Source organism: Klebsiella sp. GG_Kp146 (assembly GCF_040061975.1).
Lineage (GTDB): Bacteria > Pseudomonadota > Gammaproteobacteria > Enterobacterales > Enterobacteriaceae > Klebsiella > Klebsiella quasipneumoniae.
The window spans coordinates 1-17677 of sequence record NZ_JBEAHA010000020.1; the positions used below are offsets into that span (position 1 = coordinate 1).

The window sequence follows — 17677 nt, forward strand, 5'->3', positions numbered from 1 at the left end:
GCAGGCGCATATATCACACGCCCGGCAAGCGCAGCGCCGCCGGGCAGGACACCTCCGGCGCCATACCCGTCTTGTGCCGGATGGCGCTACGCTTATCCGGCCTACGGGGTCCCCCCGCAGGCTTATCCCGCGCCGCCGCGCAACCGACGCCAGGCGGCCTATCTCACGCCTTCTGCTTGGCCTCGGACTCCTGACTGCTGTTCAGCGCCAGCGAAACCGCCAGCGTCTGGGCCAGGCACAGGGAAGCAACCTGCGAGCGGAAGCCATCCACCTGCGCTTCCCGCACCACAAAGCAGACATCGCTGAAGGCCGCCAGCGGGCTGACCTGGCTGTCGGTAATGGCGATCTGCCGCGCTTTGCGCTGCGCGCCCAGCTCCACCAGCTCGACCACTTCCCGGGCGTACGGCGAGAAGCTCACCGCCACCACCACGTCTTTCGGGCCGACCAGACTCAACTGTTCGGTGAACATGCCGCCGAGGCCGTCGATCAGAAAGGCTTTGCGATCGAGGTGGCGCAGCGCATAGGTCAGATAGGAGGCGACGCTGAACGACCGGCGCAGGCCAATGACGTAGATATTTTCCGCCTCGCCCAGCAGGGCCACCGCGCGCTCCAGCTCATCGCTGGAGGTCTGCATCGCCAGCTGCTGCAGCGCCTGGTTGTTCACCATTGTGAACATATTGAGGATTTCCGTCGGCGTTTCCGGCGGGCTGGACTCATCGCTGGTGGTCTGGCGGAACAGACGGGCACGCTCGGTATAGTTGGCGGTCTCTTCCATCAAATGCTGCTTGAACATCTGTTTCATTTCGTTAAAGCCGCTGAAGCCGAAGGCGTTGGCAAAACGAATCAACGTGGAAGGGGGAACATCCGCCTGTTGCGCAATGGAGGCCACGGTATCGAAAGCCACGCTATTGCTGTTATCAAGGATATAGCGGGCGACCTGTTTCAGACGTTTGCTTAACGTATCGTAGCGACGCCTGATTTCATCCTGCAGGATGGTCAGCTGTGTTGGATTATTGGCCATAGAGTGCGCTCTGAGAAAATGGAAGGAATATGGCTTCCAGTGTACCAAATGAAGCGAATTTTTCATTTATTGCGACGAAATACGCGATTCATTTCACGAAGAAACAGAAAAACGCCCGCTCCGCAAGGTGACGGAGACGGGCGTTGGGGGATCAGCGGCGGGCTTCGCGCCAGTAGCCAATAAGCGTCAGGTAGTTGCGTTTCACTTCCTCTATCAGCGCCTCATCGCTGAGCTCGCCCTGCATCCAGCGCCGCGACGGCTGGCCAAAGATGGTGCGCCCGACGGCGAAACCTTTGATCATCGGGTGTGCGGCCGCCTCGGCGAAACCGGCGCGCAGTTTGTCGGAAGGCGCATCGAGGCCGAGGATCAGGATCCCGCGGCTCCACGGATCTTCGCGCTCGATAAGGGCGGTGATCTGCTGCCAGCTGGCGCTGGAGAGCGGCGGCAGCTTCCACCAGTCCGGCTTGATCCCCAGCTGATAGAAGTGCTCCAGCATGGTGTGGTAATGGCGCTCGTCTTTGTCCGGGCCATTTTCCGGGAGGATCACCTCCAGCAGCAGCTCGTGGCCTGATTTGTTACAGGCCTGCCACACCTCGAGCAGCAGAGCGTCCTGCTCTTCACGCAGCGCCGCCGGGTCGTCCGGGTGATAGAAGACCAGACATTTGACGACATGCTCCAGCGGCCAGTCGATCAGCTGCGAGCCGATGTTGCCATGCTCCAGACGCAGCGGGCGCGAGCTGGGCAGTTCGATAGGTCGCCCGATCCACCAGCCCTTGCCGGTAATGGCGTTCAGCGCACGCTGGCCGTAGGTGCCGTCGGCCAGAATGCCGCTGCGCTGGTCAAGACCCGCCTCCTGCGCCGCCGCTTCGGCCGCGGCCAACAACAGCAGCTTGAGCTGCGGAATGCAGGCTTCATCGCGCCCGGTCTCCCGCGCCAGGTCGGCCAGCTGTTTGCGATGGTCGAAGGCGAAAATGCACAGCTCCGGCCACTGCTGGCGGCGGCTGGTCACCCGGTGCAGATGGTTGAGGCGCTCGTCGACGTCCGGGCGCGGTACCGATTCGGCGCGCTGCAGGTAGTCATCGAGTTCGACTTTGGTCGGCATCGCCGGCGCGCAGCCGTGGCGGGAGACCACCAGCGCCCCGCAGGCGTTGGCGTAACGGCAAGCCTGCTCCCAGCCCTCGTCGTTAAGCCAGCCGCGCAGCAGGCCCGACATAAAGGCATCCCCGGCGCCCAGCACGTTGAGCACTTCCACGCGCACGCCCTGCTGCAGCGGCACCTGGTCCCAGTTGTCCGGGATGTCGCCTTCCAGCACCACGCAGCCCATCGGCCCGCGCTTGCAGACGAGGGTGGCTTTAGTGGCATGGCGCACATTTTTCAACGCGGTCAGGGTATCGGTGCTGCCTCCGGCAATATGAAACTCTTCTTCGGTTCCCACCACCAAATCGAACAGATGCAGCACTTCCTGCAGCTGGCTGGTGACCGGCCCGGACTCAATGAAACGGGTTTCGCCATCGCCGAGCGAGGTGAGCCCCCACAGCACCGGACGGTAATCGATATCCAGCGCGGTACGCAGTCCGTGACGGCGAGCGTACTCCAGCGCCTTCAGCACCGCGGCGCGGGTGTTGGCGTGCGACAGGTGGGTGCCGGTCACCGCCAGCGCCCGGGAGGAGGCAATATACTCCTCGCTGATGTCGTCAGGCGTTAAGGCCATATCGGCGCAGTTATCGCGGTAGAAAATCAGAGGGAAGGTCTCCTGATCCTTGATCCCCAGCATCACCAGCGCGGTCAGGCGGGATTTGTCGGTAATCAGATACTCGGTATCCACCCCGGCGCGGTTGAGCGTTTCACGCAGGAAACGGCCGTTGTGTTCATCGCCAACGCGCGCCAGCATGGCCGATTTCAGCCCCTGAATCGCGGTGCCAAAGGCCACGTTGCCGGAGGAGCCGCCCAGATATTTCGAGAAACTGGCAACGTCTTCTAGCCGCGAACCGATCTGCTGGGCATAGAGGTCGACGGCCACCCGACCTATACAGATGACGTCGAGCCGCTTTACTGCTGCATTCATAGCTAGGATTTCCTTTTTGGTGTCTGCTGCCTGGAAGGGTCGGGATCCCGACGTCGACTCCGTGAACAGCCTGAGGGTTATTGGTTACCCTTAGTTTGAGAAATAAATATTTCATTTGCAAACTCGTTCGAAATTAAAAAACCAAAAGTGTGAGGGATCTACCACTCTGCCGCACTGAGCCTCGCGTTAGCGCGGATCGCCCCCTCTGTCGACCCTGAGGAAAATGAAACGTCAAACGACAGCCATTTACCTATGATTTTTAAGGGGATATTGCCGTCTGGCGCCGCCAAAAAGCGCCTGAAAACGTGTCAGGAATGTAAGTGAAACGTATGAAATGGGTAGAGAGTTTGATCCTTCTCGCAAAATGAAATATTTCTTCTGTATTTGTATTTAATGAAAAAAATGTTTGCCTATAATCCACAGGTATTCCAGTGACGTGAACGACGGCCCCGGCGGCATCGGCGCGACGCCACACACAAATACTGAACAATAAGGATTGTGCAACATGGGCAAACTGAGACTGACAACGGCGCAGGCGCTGGTGAAGTTCCTCGATAACCAGTACCTGGAAGTGGATGGCGAAGAGCTGAAGTTCGTGAAAGGCATTTTTGCGATTTTCGGCCATGGCAACGTCCTGGGGCTGGGGCAGGCGCTGGAGCAGGATAGCGGCGACATGCGCGTCTATCAGGGGCGCAACGAGCAGGGGATGGCCCATGCGGCCACCGGTTTTGCCCGCCAGGCCCTGCGCCGGCAGATTATCGCCTGCACCTCCTCCATCGGCCCGGGGGCGGCCAACATGATCACCGCCGCCGGCACCGCCAGCGCCAACCGCATTCCGCTGCTGCTGCTGCCGGGCGATGTCTTCGCCACCCGCCAGCCGGACCCGGTGCTCCAGCAGATTGAACAGAGCTACGATCTCAGCATCAGCACCAATGACGCCTTCCGCGCGGTCAGCAAATACTGGGACCGCATTACCCGCCCGGAACAGCTGATGAGCGCCTGCATCAACGCCATGCGCGTCCTGACCGACCCGGCGGAAACCGGCGCAGTGACGCTGTGCCTGCCGCAGGATGTGCAGGGCGAAGCCTGGGACTACCCGGAATCCTTCTTTGCGCGTCGCGTACACCGTCTCGATCGCCGCCCGGCCAGCGCCGCGCAGCTGGCGGACGCCGTGGCGGCCATCAAAGCCAGCCGTAAACCGCTGATCGTCTGCGGCGGCGGGGTGAAATACTCCGGCGCGGGCGAAGCGCTGTCCCGTTTCGCCGAGCGCTACGGAGTGCCTTTTGCCGAAACCCAGGCCGGAAAGGGGACGGTGGTCTCTTCTCACCCCCTGAACGTCGGCGGCGTCGGCGAGACGGGCTGTCTGGCGGCGAACCTGCTGGCGAAAGAGGCCGACCTGGTGATCGGCGTCGGCACCCGTTTCAGCGATTTTACCACCGCCTCGAAATGGATTTTCCAGCACCCGGAGGTGCGTTTCCTGAATATTAACGTCAGCAACTTCGACGCCTGGAAGCTGGACGGCATTGCCATGCTGGCGGACGCCCGGGAAGCGATGACCGCCCTCGACGCGGCGCTGGCGGACAGCGGCTGGCAGGCCGGCTGGGGCGCGCAGATCGAGAGCGTACAGAGCCGTCAGTTAAAAGAGACCCAGCGCGTCTACCAGGCGGTGTGGCAGGAGAAATCCTTTGTGCCGGAGATCGACGATCATCTCGATCGCGAATCGGTATATCGCGAGTTCCGCCAGATCACCGACTCCACCCTGACCCAGAGCAGCGTCCTCGGGGTACTGAATGAAACGCTGCCGGCCGAGGCGGTGATCGTCGCGGCGGCGGGCAGCCTGCCCGGCGATCTGCAGCGCGTCTGGCGTAACCGCGCGGAAAACACTTATCACGTGGAGTACGGCTACTCCTGCATGGGATACGAAGTCAACGCGGCGCTGGGGGTGAAGCTGGCGCAGCCGCAGAGCGAAGTCTACTCCCTGGTCGGCGATGGCTCGTTCATGATGCTCCACTCTGAGCTGGTCACCTCCCTGCAGGAGCGGGCGAAGATCAACGTCGTGCTGTTCGACAACATGGCCAACGGCTGCATCAACAACCTGCAGATGGAGCACGGGATGGACAGCTTCGGCACCGAGTTCCGCTACCGCCAGCCGGAAACCGGCCAGCTGCAGGGCGGTCTGGTGCCGGTGGACTTCGCCACCATCGCCGCCGGCTACGGCTGCAAAACCTGGCGCGTCACCACCCTGGACGAACTGCGCCACGCGCTGGACGCCGCCCGTCGCGAAACGGTCAGCACCCTGATTGATATTAAAGTGCTGCCGAAGACCATGGTGCACAAATACGGCAGCTGGTGGAACGTCGGGGTCGCCCAGACGGCGCTCTCAGAGCGGATCCGCAAAGTTGCGCAAATGATTAATGAAAAGCGCGCCCAGGCGCGTGATTACTAAAACGAACATCCACCCTGAATCCTACAGACTTACGGAGAAAACCATTATGTCGCTCAAATTAGGTGTCATCGGCGCTGGCGCTATCGGTAAAGAACACATCCGTCGCTGCACCCAGGTTCTGCAGGGCGCCACCGTTGTGGCGGTGTCTGATATCAATGCCGACAACGCCCGTGCGGCGGTCGCGCTGCCGGGCGTGCAGGCGGAAGTCTACGCCGACGGCCACGACGTGATTAACGCCAGCGATGTCGATGCCATCCTGGTCACCTCCTGGGACCCGACCCACGAAGAGTACACCCTGGCCGCCATCGCCGCCGGTAAGCCGGTGTTCTGCGAAAAACCGCTGGCGATGTCTGCGGAAGGCTGCCGCCGTATCGTCGATGCTGAAATGAAGGCCGGCCGTCGCCTGGTGCAGGTTGGCTTTATGCGCCCATACGACGAAGGCTATCTGGCGCTGAAAAAAGTGATCGACGATGGCGATATCGGCGCGCCGCTGATGCTGCGCTGCGCCCACCGCAACCAGTCGGTTGGCGAGAACTACACCACCGATATGGCGATCACCAACACCCTGATCCACGAGCTGGACGTGCTGCGCTGGCTGCTGAACGATGACTACCGTTCCGTGCAGGTGCGCTTCCCGCGCTCCACCTCGCACACCCATGCGCGCCTGAAAGACCCGCAGATCGTCTCCTTTGAAACCAAAAAAGGCACCCTGATCGACGTCGAGGTGTTCGTGAACTGCCAGTACGGGTATGACATCCAGTGCGAAGTGGTCGGCGAGACCGGGATTGCCCGTCTGCCGGAGCCGTCTGCCGTCCAGATGCGCAAGTCCGCCAGCCTGTCGACCGCCATTCTGACCGACTGGAAAGACCGCTTTATCAAAGCCTACGACGTCGAACTGCAGGCCTTTATCAACGACGTCAAAGCCGGTCAGCTGCACGGCCCGTCGGCCTGGGACGGCTACGCGGCGTCGGTAGCGGCGGACGCCTGCATTAAAGCGCAGGGAACCAGCGAGCCGGTTGAGGTGACGCTGCCTGAGTGCCCGGCATTCTACAAACGTTAAGCACGCTTTGCCGACGGAACTTCTTTGCACAGGTAACGACGATGAAAATTGCCTTTGATGTGGATGTGATTAAGGACCTCGGGATCACCCGCATGGTCCATCAGGTAGCGGAGTGGGGCTACAAGTACATTGAACAGTCGCCGCACCCGCAGATTAACCCGTTCTACAAGCACCCGCGCGCCAGCCGGGAGATCATGGCCGAGTACAAGCAGGCGCTGCGCGATACCGGCCTTGAGCTGTCGTCGTTTATCTGCGTCTACCGCTGGTCCGGCCCGGACGAACTGCGCCGCCAGGCGGCGGTGAAAAACTGGAAACGGCTGGTGGAAATTGCGGTGGAGATGGGCGTTCAGGTGATCAACACCGAGTTCTCCGGCGATCCGAATCAGCCTGAGATCTGCGATGAAATGTTCTATCGCTCGATGGAAGAGCTGTTGCCGATTTTTGAGCGGGAAGGCATCCGCGTGGAGATCCAGGCGCATCCCTGGGATTTCTGCGAAGAGAACAATGAAACCGTCGATATCGTGAAGTCGTTCCGCAGCGATAACGTGAAGTACGTCTACAGCGTGCCGCACACCTTTTTCTACGACAAAGGCGTCGGCGACGTGGCGAGCATGCTGCGCTATGCCGGGAGCGATCTCTCCCATGTCCTGATTGCGGATACCCGCAATCATACGAAACATTGCCGCTATATCGTTAACCCGCCGGGCGTGGATGCCGTAGTGCACCAGCACGTAGGCGTCGGGGAAGGGGATGTGGATTTCGACGCGCTGTTCCGCACCCTGCGCGAAATGAAATTCGCCGAGCAGACCTTCAAGGTCGGCGGGGAGCCGATTGTCGCCACCTCGCTGTTTGGCTACCCGGAAAAAATGAAATACCAGGCAGTGGAAACCCGTGAACTCATTGAACGTGAATTGCTGCGCCGGTAAGGCGCAGCGGCAGGAGCCCTACTATGAACAAAGATAACGTCAAACTGGCTATCGCCCCGATCGGCTGGACTAACGATGATATGCCGGAGCTCGGTAGCGAAAACACTTTCCAGCAGATCGTCAGCGAAATGGCGCTGGCCGGCTTTACCGGCAGCGAAGTCGGCAGCAAATATCCGCGCGATCCGGCGGTTCTCAAGCCGATGCTGGACATCCGCGGCATTCAGATCTGCAACGCCTGGTTCAGCACCTTTTTCGCTAACGGCCAGCGGGAAAAAACCATTGATGAATTCGTCAATCACATGAACTTCCTCCATGCGATGGGCGCGAAGGTCATTGGCTGCTCCGAGCAGAGCGGCAGCATCCAGGGGCTGGATAAACCGATCCTCGGCGATGCGAAGCCGTGCTTCAGCGACGAAGAGTGGCAGCGGGTGGCGGAAGGCTACAACACCCTTGGTCGCCTGGCGGCGGAGAAGGGGATGCAGGTCTGTCTGCACCACCACATGGGCACCGGCATCCAGACCACTGCGGAAATCGACAAGTTTATGTCGCTGGTGGACGAGCGCGTCTTCCTGCTGTTCGACACCGGCCACGCCTGGTACTCCGAAGGCGGCGAAGCGCCGATGCTGGCGATCCTCAAAAAGTATCTGCCGCGCATCAACCACGTCCACCTGAAGGACGTCCGTCCGCCGGTGATCGACCAGGTGCGCCGCGATGGCCTGTCGTTCCTCGACGGCGTGAAAAAAGGCACCTTCACCGTCCCGGGCGACGGGGTGATCGATTTCCGTCCGGTGTTCAAGCTGCTGGACGACTTTGGCTATAAAGGCTGGATGGTGGTGGAAGCCGAGCAGGATCCTGCCCTGGCCAATCCTTTCGAATACGCCGTAAAAGCGCGCAAATATATCCGCGAAACGGCAGGGATCTAATCGTTGTGACATTTTCAGGCCATACCGGGTATGGCCTGCTTTTTTTCCTTTCTCAATCCCTGTTCCCGCTTGCAAACCGCCTGACTGGATCTTAACCCCGGCGCCGGACAGTTCCCTTTCCCTCAGGGAGAGGGCCGGGGTGAGGGGGACAATGACGGGTAACGCGTCACTTCACTTCCGCCAGCGCGGTTTTATCCACATAAGGTTTCATCAGCGCGTCGGCTTCCTTCTGCGCCGCCTGAACCGCCGCTTCCGGCGTCACTTTGGCATCGTTAACCACCGCCGCCAGCTGGTTCTCCATCGCCTTACGCACCGCCACGGTCTCCCAGGTGGAGTACCACGGATGGGCGTACTTCAGCTGCTCAAGCGCGATCGCCGCCCGCGGATCCTGCTGCAGATAGGCCTTCATCTCCGGCGTATCGTATGACGCCTTGCGCGGCGAGAAGTAGCCGGTAAAGCGGCTCCACGCGCCGTTCACGTCGGGGCTCACCAGATAGGTCAGGAACTGATACGCCGCTTTCTTCTGCGCCTCGTTGATGCCTTTAAAGCTCACCAGGCTGGCGCCGCCGATCGGCACCGCGCGCTGCTCTTTGGCCGGCAGCATCGCCACCCCAAGCTCAAAGTCTTTGCTGTTCTCGCGCATAAAGCCCAGCGCGCCGGTGCTGAGCATCGCCATCCCGAGCTTGCCTGAGAAGAACGCAGCGCTGATCTGCTTCGAGTTCAGCACCCCGGACGGCATCACCTTGTCCTTGTAGATCAGATCCTGCCAGAAGCGCAGGGCGCCGATGGCGGTCGGCGAGTTGTAATAGACTTCGCCCGGATAGTCTTCGTTAAAGTATTTCCCGCCGTTGGCGCGCACCAGCGCCGAGAAGATCCAGCCGCCGTAGTCGTCGTTGGTCGACGGCAGCATGATCCCCCACTGGCCGTTGCTCTCGTCGGTCAGCTTTTTGGCATCGGCCAGCAGCTCGGCCCAGGTCTGGGGCGGCTGTTTGATCCCGGCCCGATCGAACATCGTCTTGTTGTAGTAGAGGATCGGCGTCGAGTTATGGAACGGGATCGCATAGGTGGTGCCCATCACCTGGGCGTTCTTATGCATCGCGGGCCAGAATTCCTTTTGCAGAAAATCGCCGGCCTGTTGATCGCCATATTTAAACAGCTCGTCCATCGGCAGGATCTCATCCTTCAGTGCCAGATCGGTGGTGAAGTTGGCGGACATGATCACCAGCGCCGGCGGCTGGCCGGCCTTCTGCGCCGATTCGGCTTTGATCTTGGTGGTGTCGTAGTTGCCGGTGAAGATGCCGCGCACTTCCACATCCTGCTGCGAGTCGTTGAATTGCTTAATGACGCGGGTCATCTCCATGGTCAGCTTGCCGTCTACCGGCGCCGGGAACATGAAGTCTATTTTCTCTTTCGCCAGCGCCGCGCCGCTCAGGGCGAGGCTGAGGCTAACCGCGACTACCGTAAGAGGTTTAAACATGATTACACTCCATCAGTAAATTATGCTGGGTCTCAGCATGAAAAAGATGCACATCGCCAGGCGAGAAGCCGATCGGTAGCGACTCGCCTTTCTCCGGCACCGTGCCGCGGTGGCGGCGGCTAAAGCGCAGGGTGCCGATCGGGGTGCTGACGTGGAGCAGGTAGTCGGCCCCCATCAGTTCTCGTTGCAGAACGGTGGCCGGCAGGCGCAGATGGCCCTCCTCCACGCGGTCGGTAATATGTTCCGGGCGAATGCCCAGCCAGACGCGGGTCTGATCCCGGTGGCGCGGCGGCAGCGGATGACGCTGTTCTCCCAACAGTACTTCACCGTTGGCGCAGGGCAGCGACAGCAGGTTCATCGCCGGCGAACCGATAAATCCGGCGACGAACAGGTTGGCCGGGTTGGCGTAGAGATACTCCGGGCGCCCGACCTGCTGCACGTGGCCGCCGTTCATCACCACGATGCGGTCGGCCATCGACATCGCCTCGGTCTGGTCGTGGGTCACATAGATGGTGCTGGTTTTCAGCTGCTGATGGAGCGCCATAATGCTGTCGCGCACTTCGCTGCGCAGGCGGGCGTCGAGGTTGGAGAGCGGCTCGTCCATCAGGAACAGCCGCGGATTACGCACAATCGCCCGGGCCATCGCCACCCGCTGGCGCTGGCCGCCGGAGAGCTTCGCCGGTTTGCGATCGAGCAGCGCCTCCAGCTGCAGCATCTGCGCCACGTTGTCCACCCGCGGCTGCCAGCTGCTTTTCTCTTCCTTGCGCACCTTCATGCCGAAGGTGATGTTGTCGCGCACCGACAGATGCGGAAACAGGGCATAGTTCTGGAAGATCATCGCGAAGTTGCGCTCGCGCGGCGTGGTGGCGGTGATGTTCTCATCATGCAGCCAGATTTGGCCTTCGCTGACCGGCTCCAGGCCGGCGAGCAGGCGCAGCAGGGTGCTTTTCCCGCAGCCCGACGGGCCGACCAGCACCACGAATTCGCCTTCGTGAATATCCAGCGACAGGGCGCTGAGCGCCGGCTTGCCGTCGAAACGTTTACTGATGTTTTGCAGACTGAGCATGGCGGTTAGCGCTCTTCCGTTGGGCAACTGATGTTTTCGTCGTACAGCCACGGCCCGGCGTAGTGGGCCAGCGAGTGCTGGTAGCTCACCCACTGCTCGCCGACCTGGCGGTGCATCAGACACGAGGCCGGAGAAAGGTCGTAATAGGGCCGGGTGTCTTCGTGGCAGTACGGCACCTGATGGACGGTGCCGGGGATAGTGGAGATCAGCGCCTGGCGATACTGGGTCATGGTCAGGCTGTGGTTGTGGCCGCAGAAGATGCGCGTCAGCGACGGGAAACGCTCCACCAGCGCCAGCAAACGGTGGCCGTTTTCGCAGGCGATCGGGTCCATCTGCGCATTGCCCAGCGGCAGCGGCGGGTGGTGCATAAACACCGTTGCCGGTTTGTCGCCGCCCTCGAACAGCTGGGCTTCCAGCCAGCCGATGGTCTCGTCGGTCAGCCAGCCCTTCGAGGTGCCGGCGCGGCTGGAGTCGATAAACAGCAGGCGGGTGGCGAAGTCATCCACCGCATAGCGCATATTTTGCGCATCGTTGCCCAGCTGCGGGCACAGCGGGTGAAGATGCTCCAGAAAATGGGCTTTGTCGTCGTGGTTGCCGGGGATCAGATACAGCGGATAGTTCAGGCTGCCGAGGATCTGGCGGGCCACCTGATACTCCGCCGGGCGGCCGCAGTTGACGATATCCCCGCTCACCACCACCGCGTCCGGGCGCTCGCGCAGCGCGTTAAGCTGGGAGACCACCTCGGCGTTGGCGGCGTTGACGTCGATAAAGCCGTACAGCTTTTCGCCGCGGCTGCGGAAATGGGTATCGGAAATGTGCGCTAACAGCATGAATCACTCCTTATTTGATCCCGGAGAAGCCGAAGCTCCGCAGGAACTGTTTCTGAAAAAGGATGAACGCCAGCATCAGCGGCAGACAGACCATCAGCGTGCCGGCGCCGATGGTGCCCCACTGGCCGCCGGATTCGGCGCCCATGGCGAAGGAGACCAGCCCGACAGTCAGCACCTGCTTATCGGGATCGTTGAGCATCATCAGCGGCCACAGGTACTCGTTCCAGTGGTAGGTAATGCTGACGGTGGCGAAGGCCAGCACCGACGGCCAGGACATCGGCAGCAGCACGCGGAACAGCACCTGCCACCAGCGGCAGCCCTCCATCAGCGCCGCCTCCTCCAGCTCTTTCGGAATGGCGAGGAACGCCTGACGCATCAGGAACACGCCGAACGCCGAGGTGAAGTAGGGCATCATCACCCCGGTGAGGGTATTAAGCAGGCCGAAGGTTTTCAGGGTCAGCATGTTCGGCACCATCATCACTACCGGCATGATCATCAGCTGCACCAGGAACAGGAGAAACAGCGTCTGCCTGCCGCGAAACTCGTGGCAGGCGAAGACGTACCCGGCGGTGGTGATGGTCAACAGCTGCACGAAGAAGGTGCCGAAGGTGAAGATAAGGGTGTTGGCGTACAGGCTCAGCCAGTCGGCGCTGTTCCAGGCGTCGCGGAAGTTATCGAGGGTCAGCGGCAGGCGCGGCAGCAGCGAGGCCATATCTTCCCCGAAGGTGGTGGCGCTGAACGAGGTGGCCAGCATCCAGATAAACGGGCTGATCCACAGCAGCGCCAGGCAGCACATTAATACTGTCAGGGTAAAGGGCGACGAGCGGCGCAGGCGCAGCCACAGCGGACAGGCGGCGGCGGGCGTGCGGACCAGCAGCGGCGAGATGTCAGCGCTCATAGTGGGCTCCTTTCTCCAGCAGTTTCAGGTTAATCAGCGAGAAGGCGAACAGCCCGGCCAGGGTCAGGAAGGTGGCGGCGGAGGCTTTACCGAGGTCATGGGTATCCCAGGCGAGATTCTGGATGTAATAGAGCAGCACGGTGGTGGCGTTGTCCGGCCCGCCGCGGGTCATCACCGCCACGTGGTCGATCTGGGTGATGGAGTAGATCAGCGCGGTGGTGATCACAAAGCTCAGGGTCGGGCGCAGCAGCGGTAGCGTGACCTTAAAAAAGACCTGCGTGCGGGTAGCCCCCTCCATCAGCGCCGCTTCCCGCGTCGAGGCCGGAATGCTCTGCAGCCCGGCGAGGAAAAACAGCATGTAGTAGCCAGCGAACTTCCATACGCCGATCAGCGCCAGGGCCAGCAGCGCGCTGTTGCTGCGCCCCAGCCAGTTGTTGTTCATCGGCCCGAACAGCTTCGCCAGATAGTGGTCGAGCAGGCCGAGGCCGGGCATAAAGATAAACAGCCACAGCGCGGCGGCGCTGACCATCGGGATAATCATCGGGAAGAAGAAGGCGGTGCGCAGCCAGCGGTTAATGCGATGGTTCTCGCTCAGGGCGACCGCCAGCAGCAGGGCGAGGGTCACCCCAGGCACCACCGTCAGCAGGATATAGAGCAGGTTATTGCCCAGCGACTGCCAGAAGACATTATCGGCAAACAGGCGGGCGAAATTATCCAGCCCGACGTACTGCGCGCCGTCGCTGGCCATGCGGGTATCAAACAGGCTGTCATACACCGAACGCCCCAGCGGGAACCAGGTAAACAGCAGTAAAAACAGCAGGGAAGGCGACAGGATCAGCCAGGGAAGCCAGGTCTTTCTCATGGTGACGCGCATCTCGTTCAGCCATTTATCGAAGCCCGGATTGTGGGAAGCAATGACTACAGAGGCATGGCGGGGAGATGACGGTTTGATGAAGCGACGGGAAAAACGCCGGGCGAGCGGGCCGCCCGGCGGGAGAGAACCATCAGAAGTCGGCTTTCAGCACCGCGCGGTAGCGGGCTTTGCCTTCGCGAACGTGCTTCAGCGCTTCGTTAATCTGCGACATCGGGAACAGCTCGGTGGTCGGGGCCACCTTGCTGCGCCCGGCGAACTTCATCAGCGTGCGCAGTTCGGACGGGTTACCGGTCGCCGAGCCGGAGATGCTGCGGTCGCCGCCGATAAGGGTAAAGGCCGGCACCGGGAACGGCTTCATTACCGCGCCGACGGTGTGGAAGTTGCCGCCGTACGCCAGCGCTTCAAAGTACGGCTGCCAGTCGAGGTCGACGGCGACAGTGTTGATAATCAGGTCGAACTGGCCGGCCAGCGCTTTTAAGGCTTCAGGATCGCGGCTGTTGACCACGCGATCGGCGCCCATCGCCCGCACTTCCTGCTCTTTGGCCGGGTTGGAGCTGAAGGCGGTCACTTCCGCGCCCATCGCCCGCAGCAGCTTAATGGCGATATGGCCGAGGCCGCCGATGCCGATCACCCCGACGCGGCTGGTGGCGGTGACGTGGTGGGTCAGCAGCGGTTTAAAGACGGTGATGCCGCCGCACAGCATCGGGCCGGCGGACGCCAGATCGATGCTCTCCGGCAGGGGGATCACCCACTGCCAGTCGGCGCGCAGCTTATTGGCGAAGCCGCCGCGGTTGAGAATGGTCGGCACCGAGCCTTCCAGACAGTTGATCTGGTTGCCGCTGATGCAGGCATCGCAATGGCCGCAGCTGCGCGCCGTCCAGCCGATGCCGACCTTCTGGCCAATCTTCAGCCCTTTATCCTGCGCCGCGCTGCCCAGCGCCGCCACCCGGCCAATCACCTCGTGACCGGCCACCAGCGGGTAGCTCGACATTCCCCATTCGTTGTCGATCATCGACAGGTCCGAATGGCAGATCCCGCAGTATTCCACCTCAACTTCGACATCTTCCGGCTGCAGCTCGCCGGCATCGTATTCCCACAGCGACAGATCGGCGCCCGCTTCTTTGGCGGCGTAGCTTTTAATGATGCTCATGTTTATTTCCTTGGGGTTGGCGTGATAACCCAGAAAGTGTAGAGCATGGTATTCCCCGGCGCTTGGCAATCGGAGGGGTAGCGAAGCGGGTGGACCAGCCGCCCGTTAAGGTCAGCGGCTGGCCAGCGGCCACTGATTAATGCGGATGCCGCGCTGCGGGGCGTTCTCGGCAAAATCATCCAGCACCGCCTGCACGTCCGGGTCGAGGTAGCCGACGCTGTCGTGCTCGACGATCACCACGCTCTTTTCCGGAATTTTCGCCAGCAGGGCCAGCAGATGCGGATTGTGCATAAAGGTCAGATTCTGCTGGATGCGCAGCACGTAGTGGTCATCGTAGCGCGCCAGCTGCAGCGAGTGGCGATGGCTGCGCCAGAGGCTGAACGCCATCTGGGTGGCAAGACCAATCCCGATCCCCGCCAGCATGCCGAAGGCGATAATCCCGCCGATGGTGGCGAGGAACGGGACGTACTGCGCCGCCCCCTGGCGGAACTGCTCGATGAACAGCCGCGGCGTCGCCAGCTTATAGCCGGTATAGAGCAGCACGGCGGCGAGGCTGGCGAGCGGGATCAGGGTCAGCAGGCCGCTGAACCACAGGCCGCAGATCAACAGCAGCACGCCGTGGATAAAGATCGACAGTTTGCTCTGCGCGCCGTTGCTGACGTTCACCGAGCTGCGGACGATCACCGCGGTGATCGGCATCGCCCCCAGCACGCCGGAGAGCAGGTTGCCGACGCCCTGGGCGACCATTTCGCGGTTCGGCGAAGGGGGCGGATTTTGCGGGCGCAGCTTTTTCAGCGCCTCCTGGCTGAGCAGGGTTTCGAGGCTGGCGACCAGCGCCAGGGTCACCGCCACCATCCACACCGACGGATTGCGCCATGCGCTCCACGCCGGAGACTCCAGCTCGCCCAGCAGGTCGCCGAGGCTGCCGAACGCCGGCAGGGTAATACGCGGCAGAGCGGCCAGCTGCTGCGGCGCAAAATGGGTCAGCAGCAGGGTGGTCACGCAGCCGAGCAGGACGGCGATCAGCGGCCCGGGGATCCAGCGCAGGCTCTTCACCCGGCGGATAAGCGGCGAGCCCCAGAGCCAGAGCACCAGCAGGCCGCCCGCGGCGACGGCAATCGCAGTGACGGAGAAAGCGGCATTGCCCTGAACCACATCGGCAAGCCCGGTCTCTTCCGCCGTGCCGAGCGCGACGGGGATCTGCTGCATAATCAGCAGGATGCCGATCGCCGCCAGCATGCCTTTGATGACGCTGGCGGGAACCAGCGAGATAAAACGCCCGGCCCGCAGAATGCCGAACAGCAGCTGCAGCATGCCGGCCAGCACCAGCGCCATCAGGAAGACGGAGAAGGAACCCAGGGATTCAATGGCGGCGACGACGATGGTGACCAGTCCGGCGGCGGGGCCGCTGACGGCGAAGCGGGAGGGGCTGAGGGCGGTGACGACCAGGCCGCCGATGATGCCGGTCAGCAGGCCAACGAAGGGCGGTAAGCCGCTGGCCTGGGCGATGCCAAGGCACAGCGGCAGGGCGACAAGGAAGACGACGATGCCGGCGAGAGAGTCCTGACGAAGTGTGTTCATGGGGCGTGCTCCTGCGGTGAGAGGTGTTCGACGAGGGTGGTTAAATGGCCGGAAGCCAGATCGTAGACGCAGCCGTGCAGGCTGAGCGGCCGCCCGCTGGCGAGCACCGTCTGCACTGGCTCACTCTCCAGCAGACGGGCGAACTGGGCGCGAACGTTGGCTTCCACCAGGGCGTCCAGCGCATGGCGAGAGCGCTCCGCGTCGGTGCCCGCGCTGGCGCCGGAGGAGGCCGCAACACCACATCCATCGGCGATCTGCGCAATTTCGTGATGCAGGGTGTGGCGCAGCTGGCCGATGCGGCGAGCCAGCGCCGAGGATTCCTGCGCCAGCGGCAGGGTGGGCAGAGAGAGCGCCGCCTGCACGCCGCCGCAGCCGTAGTGGCCGCAGAGCACCACCCGCTCCACCTCAAGGTAGTGGAGGGCATACTGCAGGACGCTCATGACGTTGTCGTCGGCGGGATCGAGCATGTTGGCGATATTACGGTGGACAAAGAGCTCACCGGGCTGGCTGCCGGTGAGCACCTCGGCGGGAACGCGGCTATCGGAGCAGCCGATCCACAGCGAGTGGGGCCGCTGCCCGTCGACCCATTTTTCGAAATAGTCCGGGTCATGCTGACACTTCTGCAGCGCCCAGCTGCGGTTGCGGGCCAGCAAAGGTTTTAACGTCGTCACAAGTATTCTCCTGAGTTAATTCATCGAGTGAATATGTCCATCAAGACTCGTACAGCGACTAGTAAAAATAGTGTTTACCGGAACCCTTCACGCCTGAGGAAAATCCTGGAATAAACGGCAAAAAGAAAACTTTTCATTAATGTAAAGTTATAAAAATATTGATGAAATTAATATTTGGCTGCGGAACGGATGAATAACAAAAAGGCATTGGCTAAAACTTTCTGGAATATACGGGAATGATGGTGGGAGGGGTTGGGAGAATAGTTGGGGAGTGGATGTTGGGGATTTGTTTGGGGAGAGAGGGATTGTGATGGGGATGCGGGTGAGAGTGAGGTGAGAAAAATTTGAGATAAGTTTGAGTGGGGTTGGGGGGTTATTGAGCGGGAAGGGGGAACGGCTGGCTGGTGGGGTTGGGTTTGCGGGAGGGTGAGAGGAGGGTGGCTGGTGGCCGGCGCGCTATGGAACGGCGGCAAAAGGTGACGCCGCGCAGGATAGCGCTGTTTTTTTCAACACTTAGCGCAATGACGACACGCTGTCGCTTGCATGGCCGCCGCCGACAGGTATAATCCAGAACGTTTCCGCATCCCCTTCAGTGCCGAAGTGGCGAAATCGGTAGACGCAGTTGATTCAAAATCAACCGTAGAAATACGTGCCGGTTCGAGTCCGGCCTTCGGCACCATCGGAACATC

Annotated in this window: 14 protein-coding genes and 1 tRNA gene; 5 read left to right on the top strand and 10 right to left on the bottom strand. The window is 61.5% G+C overall.

The window, feature by feature from the left end; translation table 11 throughout:
- Positions 1 to 163: 163 nt before the first annotated feature.
- Entirely contained in the window at positions 164 to 1021 is an 858-nt protein-coding gene (locus tag ABLU95_RS19480) for a MurR/RpiR family transcriptional regulator (protein WP_004206536.1), read from the bottom strand.
- A gap of 151 nt (positions 1022 to 1172) precedes the next feature.
- Positions 1173 to 3086, bottom strand: coding sequence for a 5-dehydro-2-deoxygluconokinase (iolC, locus tag ABLU95_RS19485; protein WP_218810425.1), 1914 nt, complete (start codon positions 3084 to 3086; stop codon positions 1173 to 1175).
- A gap of 505 nt (positions 3087 to 3591) precedes the next feature.
- On the opposite strand from iolC, the gene iolD reads away from it, so the two are divergent.
- Genes iolD through iolE form a run of 4 tightly spaced genes read left to right on the top strand, consistent with a single transcriptional unit; the run spans position 3592 to position 8441 of the window.
- Positions 3592 to 5532: a 3D-(3,5/4)-trihydroxycyclohexane-1,2-dione acylhydrolase (decyclizing) gene (gene iolD, locus ABLU95_RS19490; RefSeq protein ID WP_023291779.1), complete on the top strand. Its 1941-nt coding sequence runs from the start codon at positions 3592 to 3594 to the stop codon at positions 5530 to 5532.
- A gap of 46 nt (positions 5533 to 5578) precedes the next feature.
- Positions 5579 to 6592, top strand: a complete 1014-nt coding sequence (locus ABLU95_RS19495) for a Gfo/Idh/MocA family oxidoreductase (protein ID WP_004152192.1) — start codon at positions 5579 to 5581, stop codon at positions 6590 to 6592.
- A gap of 41 nt (positions 6593 to 6633) precedes the next feature.
- Entirely contained in the window at positions 6634 to 7518 is an 885-nt protein-coding gene (locus ABLU95_RS19500; protein WP_004152193.1) for a sugar phosphate isomerase/epimerase, read from the top strand.
- Positions 7519 to 7541: 23 nt separating this feature from the next.
- A complete protein-coding gene (iolE, locus tag ABLU95_RS19505) occupies positions 7542 to 8441 on the top strand; it encodes a myo-inosose-2 dehydratase (protein WP_002886970.1) in 900 nt (299 codons plus the stop codon).
- Between the two features lie 166 nt (positions 8442 to 8607).
- On the opposite strand, the gene ABLU95_RS19510 is transcribed toward iolE, so the two are convergent.
- The 8 genes from ABLU95_RS19510 to ABLU95_RS19545 all read right to left on the bottom strand — a co-directional run bounded on the left by ABLU95_RS19510 (position 8608) and on the right by ABLU95_RS19545 (position 16988).
- Entirely contained in the window at positions 8608 to 9918 is a 1311-nt protein-coding gene (locus tag ABLU95_RS19510; RefSeq protein WP_060592102.1) for an ABC transporter substrate-binding protein, read from the bottom strand.
- On the bottom strand, positions 9911 to 10984 hold the full coding sequence (locus ABLU95_RS19515; RefSeq protein WP_065882694.1) for an ABC transporter ATP-binding protein: 1074 nt from the start codon (positions 10982 to 10984) through the stop codon (positions 9911 to 9913). The genes ABLU95_RS19510 and ABLU95_RS19515 overlap by 8 nt, the downstream gene beginning before the upstream one ends.
- 5 nt (positions 10985 to 10989) lie before the next feature.
- Positions 10990 to 11814 carry a phosphodiesterase gene (locus ABLU95_RS19520; RefSeq protein ID WP_064155463.1) on the bottom strand — a complete coding sequence of 275 codons (825 nt, stop codon included), beginning with the start codon at positions 11812 to 11814 and terminating at the stop codon, positions 10990 to 10992.
- Positions 11815 to 11824: 10 nt separating this feature from the next.
- Complete coding sequence (locus ABLU95_RS19525) at positions 11825 to 12712, bottom strand: carbohydrate ABC transporter permease (protein WP_348880228.1); 888 nt, start codon at positions 12710 to 12712, stop codon at positions 11825 to 11827.
- Positions 12702 to 13586, bottom strand: coding sequence for a sugar ABC transporter permease (locus ABLU95_RS19530; RefSeq protein ID WP_192870654.1), 885 nt, complete (start codon positions 13584 to 13586; stop codon positions 12702 to 12704). The genes ABLU95_RS19525 and ABLU95_RS19530 overlap by 11 nt, the downstream gene beginning before the upstream one ends.
- 130 nt (positions 13587 to 13716) lie before the next feature.
- Positions 13717 to 14736: an NAD(P)-dependent alcohol dehydrogenase gene (locus ABLU95_RS19535; protein WP_032454679.1), complete on the bottom strand. Its 1020-nt coding sequence runs from the start codon at positions 14734 to 14736 to the stop codon at positions 13717 to 13719.
- A gap of 111 nt (positions 14737 to 14847) precedes the next feature.
- Positions 14848 to 16317, bottom strand: a complete 1470-nt coding sequence (locus ABLU95_RS19540) for a SulP family inorganic anion transporter (protein WP_218810420.1) — start codon at positions 16315 to 16317, stop codon at positions 14848 to 14850.
- On the bottom strand, positions 16314 to 16988 hold the full coding sequence (locus ABLU95_RS19545) for a carbonic anhydrase (protein WP_044525229.1): 675 nt from the start codon (positions 16986 to 16988) through the stop codon (positions 16314 to 16316). Before ABLU95_RS19545 ends, ABLU95_RS19540 begins: the two co-directional genes overlap by 4 nt.
- Positions 16989 to 17582: 594 nt before the next feature.
- Here ABLU95_RS19545 and ABLU95_RS19550 point away from each other — a divergent pair.
- Positions 17583 to 17667: transfer RNA gene (locus ABLU95_RS19550), tRNA-Leu, on the top strand.
- Positions 17668 to 17677: the final 10 nt, after the last annotated feature.

What these genes read in the sequence shown, in the direction of transcription:
- ABLU95_RS19480 (WP_004206536.1), bottom strand. Translation starts at nt 1,021, where the DNA reads ATGGCCAATAATCCAACACAGCTGACCATCCTGCAGGATGAAATCAGG.
- iolC (WP_218810425.1), bottom strand. Translation starts at nt 3,086, where the DNA reads ATGAATGCAGCAGTAAAGCGGCTCGACGTCATCTGTATAGGTCGGGTG.
- iolD (WP_023291779.1), top strand. Translation starts at nt 3,592, where the DNA reads ATGGGCAAACTGAGACTGACAACGGCGCAGGCGCTGGTGAAGTTCCTC.
- ABLU95_RS19495 (WP_004152192.1), top strand. Translation starts at nt 5,579, where the DNA reads ATGTCGCTCAAATTAGGTGTCATCGGCGCTGGCGCTATCGGTAAAGAA.
- ABLU95_RS19500 (WP_004152193.1), top strand. Translation starts at nt 6,634, where the DNA reads ATGAAAATTGCCTTTGATGTGGATGTGATTAAGGACCTCGGGATCACC.
- iolE (WP_002886970.1), top strand. Translation starts at nt 7,542, where the DNA reads ATGAACAAAGATAACGTCAAACTGGCTATCGCCCCGATCGGCTGGACT.
- ABLU95_RS19510 (WP_060592102.1), bottom strand. Translation starts at nt 9,918, where the DNA reads ATGTTTAAACCTCTTACGGTAGTCGCGGTTAGCCTCAGCCTCGCCCTG.
- ABLU95_RS19515 (WP_065882694.1), bottom strand. Translation starts at nt 10,984, where the DNA reads ATGCTCAGTCTGCAAAACATCAGTAAACGTTTCGACGGCAAGCCGGCG.
- ABLU95_RS19520 (WP_064155463.1), bottom strand. Translation starts at nt 11,814, where the DNA reads ATGCTGTTAGCGCACATTTCCGATACCCATTTCCGCAGCCGCGGCGAA.
- ABLU95_RS19525 (WP_348880228.1), bottom strand. Translation starts at nt 12,712, where the DNA reads ATGAGCGCTGACATCTCGCCGCTGCTGGTCCGCACGCCCGCCGCCGCC.
- ABLU95_RS19530 (WP_192870654.1), bottom strand. Translation starts at nt 13,586, where the DNA reads ATGCGCGTCACCATGAGAAAGACCTGGCTTCCCTGGCTGATCCTGTCG.
- ABLU95_RS19535 (WP_032454679.1), bottom strand. Translation starts at nt 14,736, where the DNA reads ATGAGCATCATTAAAAGCTACGCCGCCAAAGAAGCGGGCGCCGATCTG.
- ABLU95_RS19540 (WP_218810420.1), bottom strand. Translation starts at nt 16,317, where the DNA reads ATGAACACACTTCGTCAGGACTCTCTCGCCGGCATCGTCGTCTTCCTT.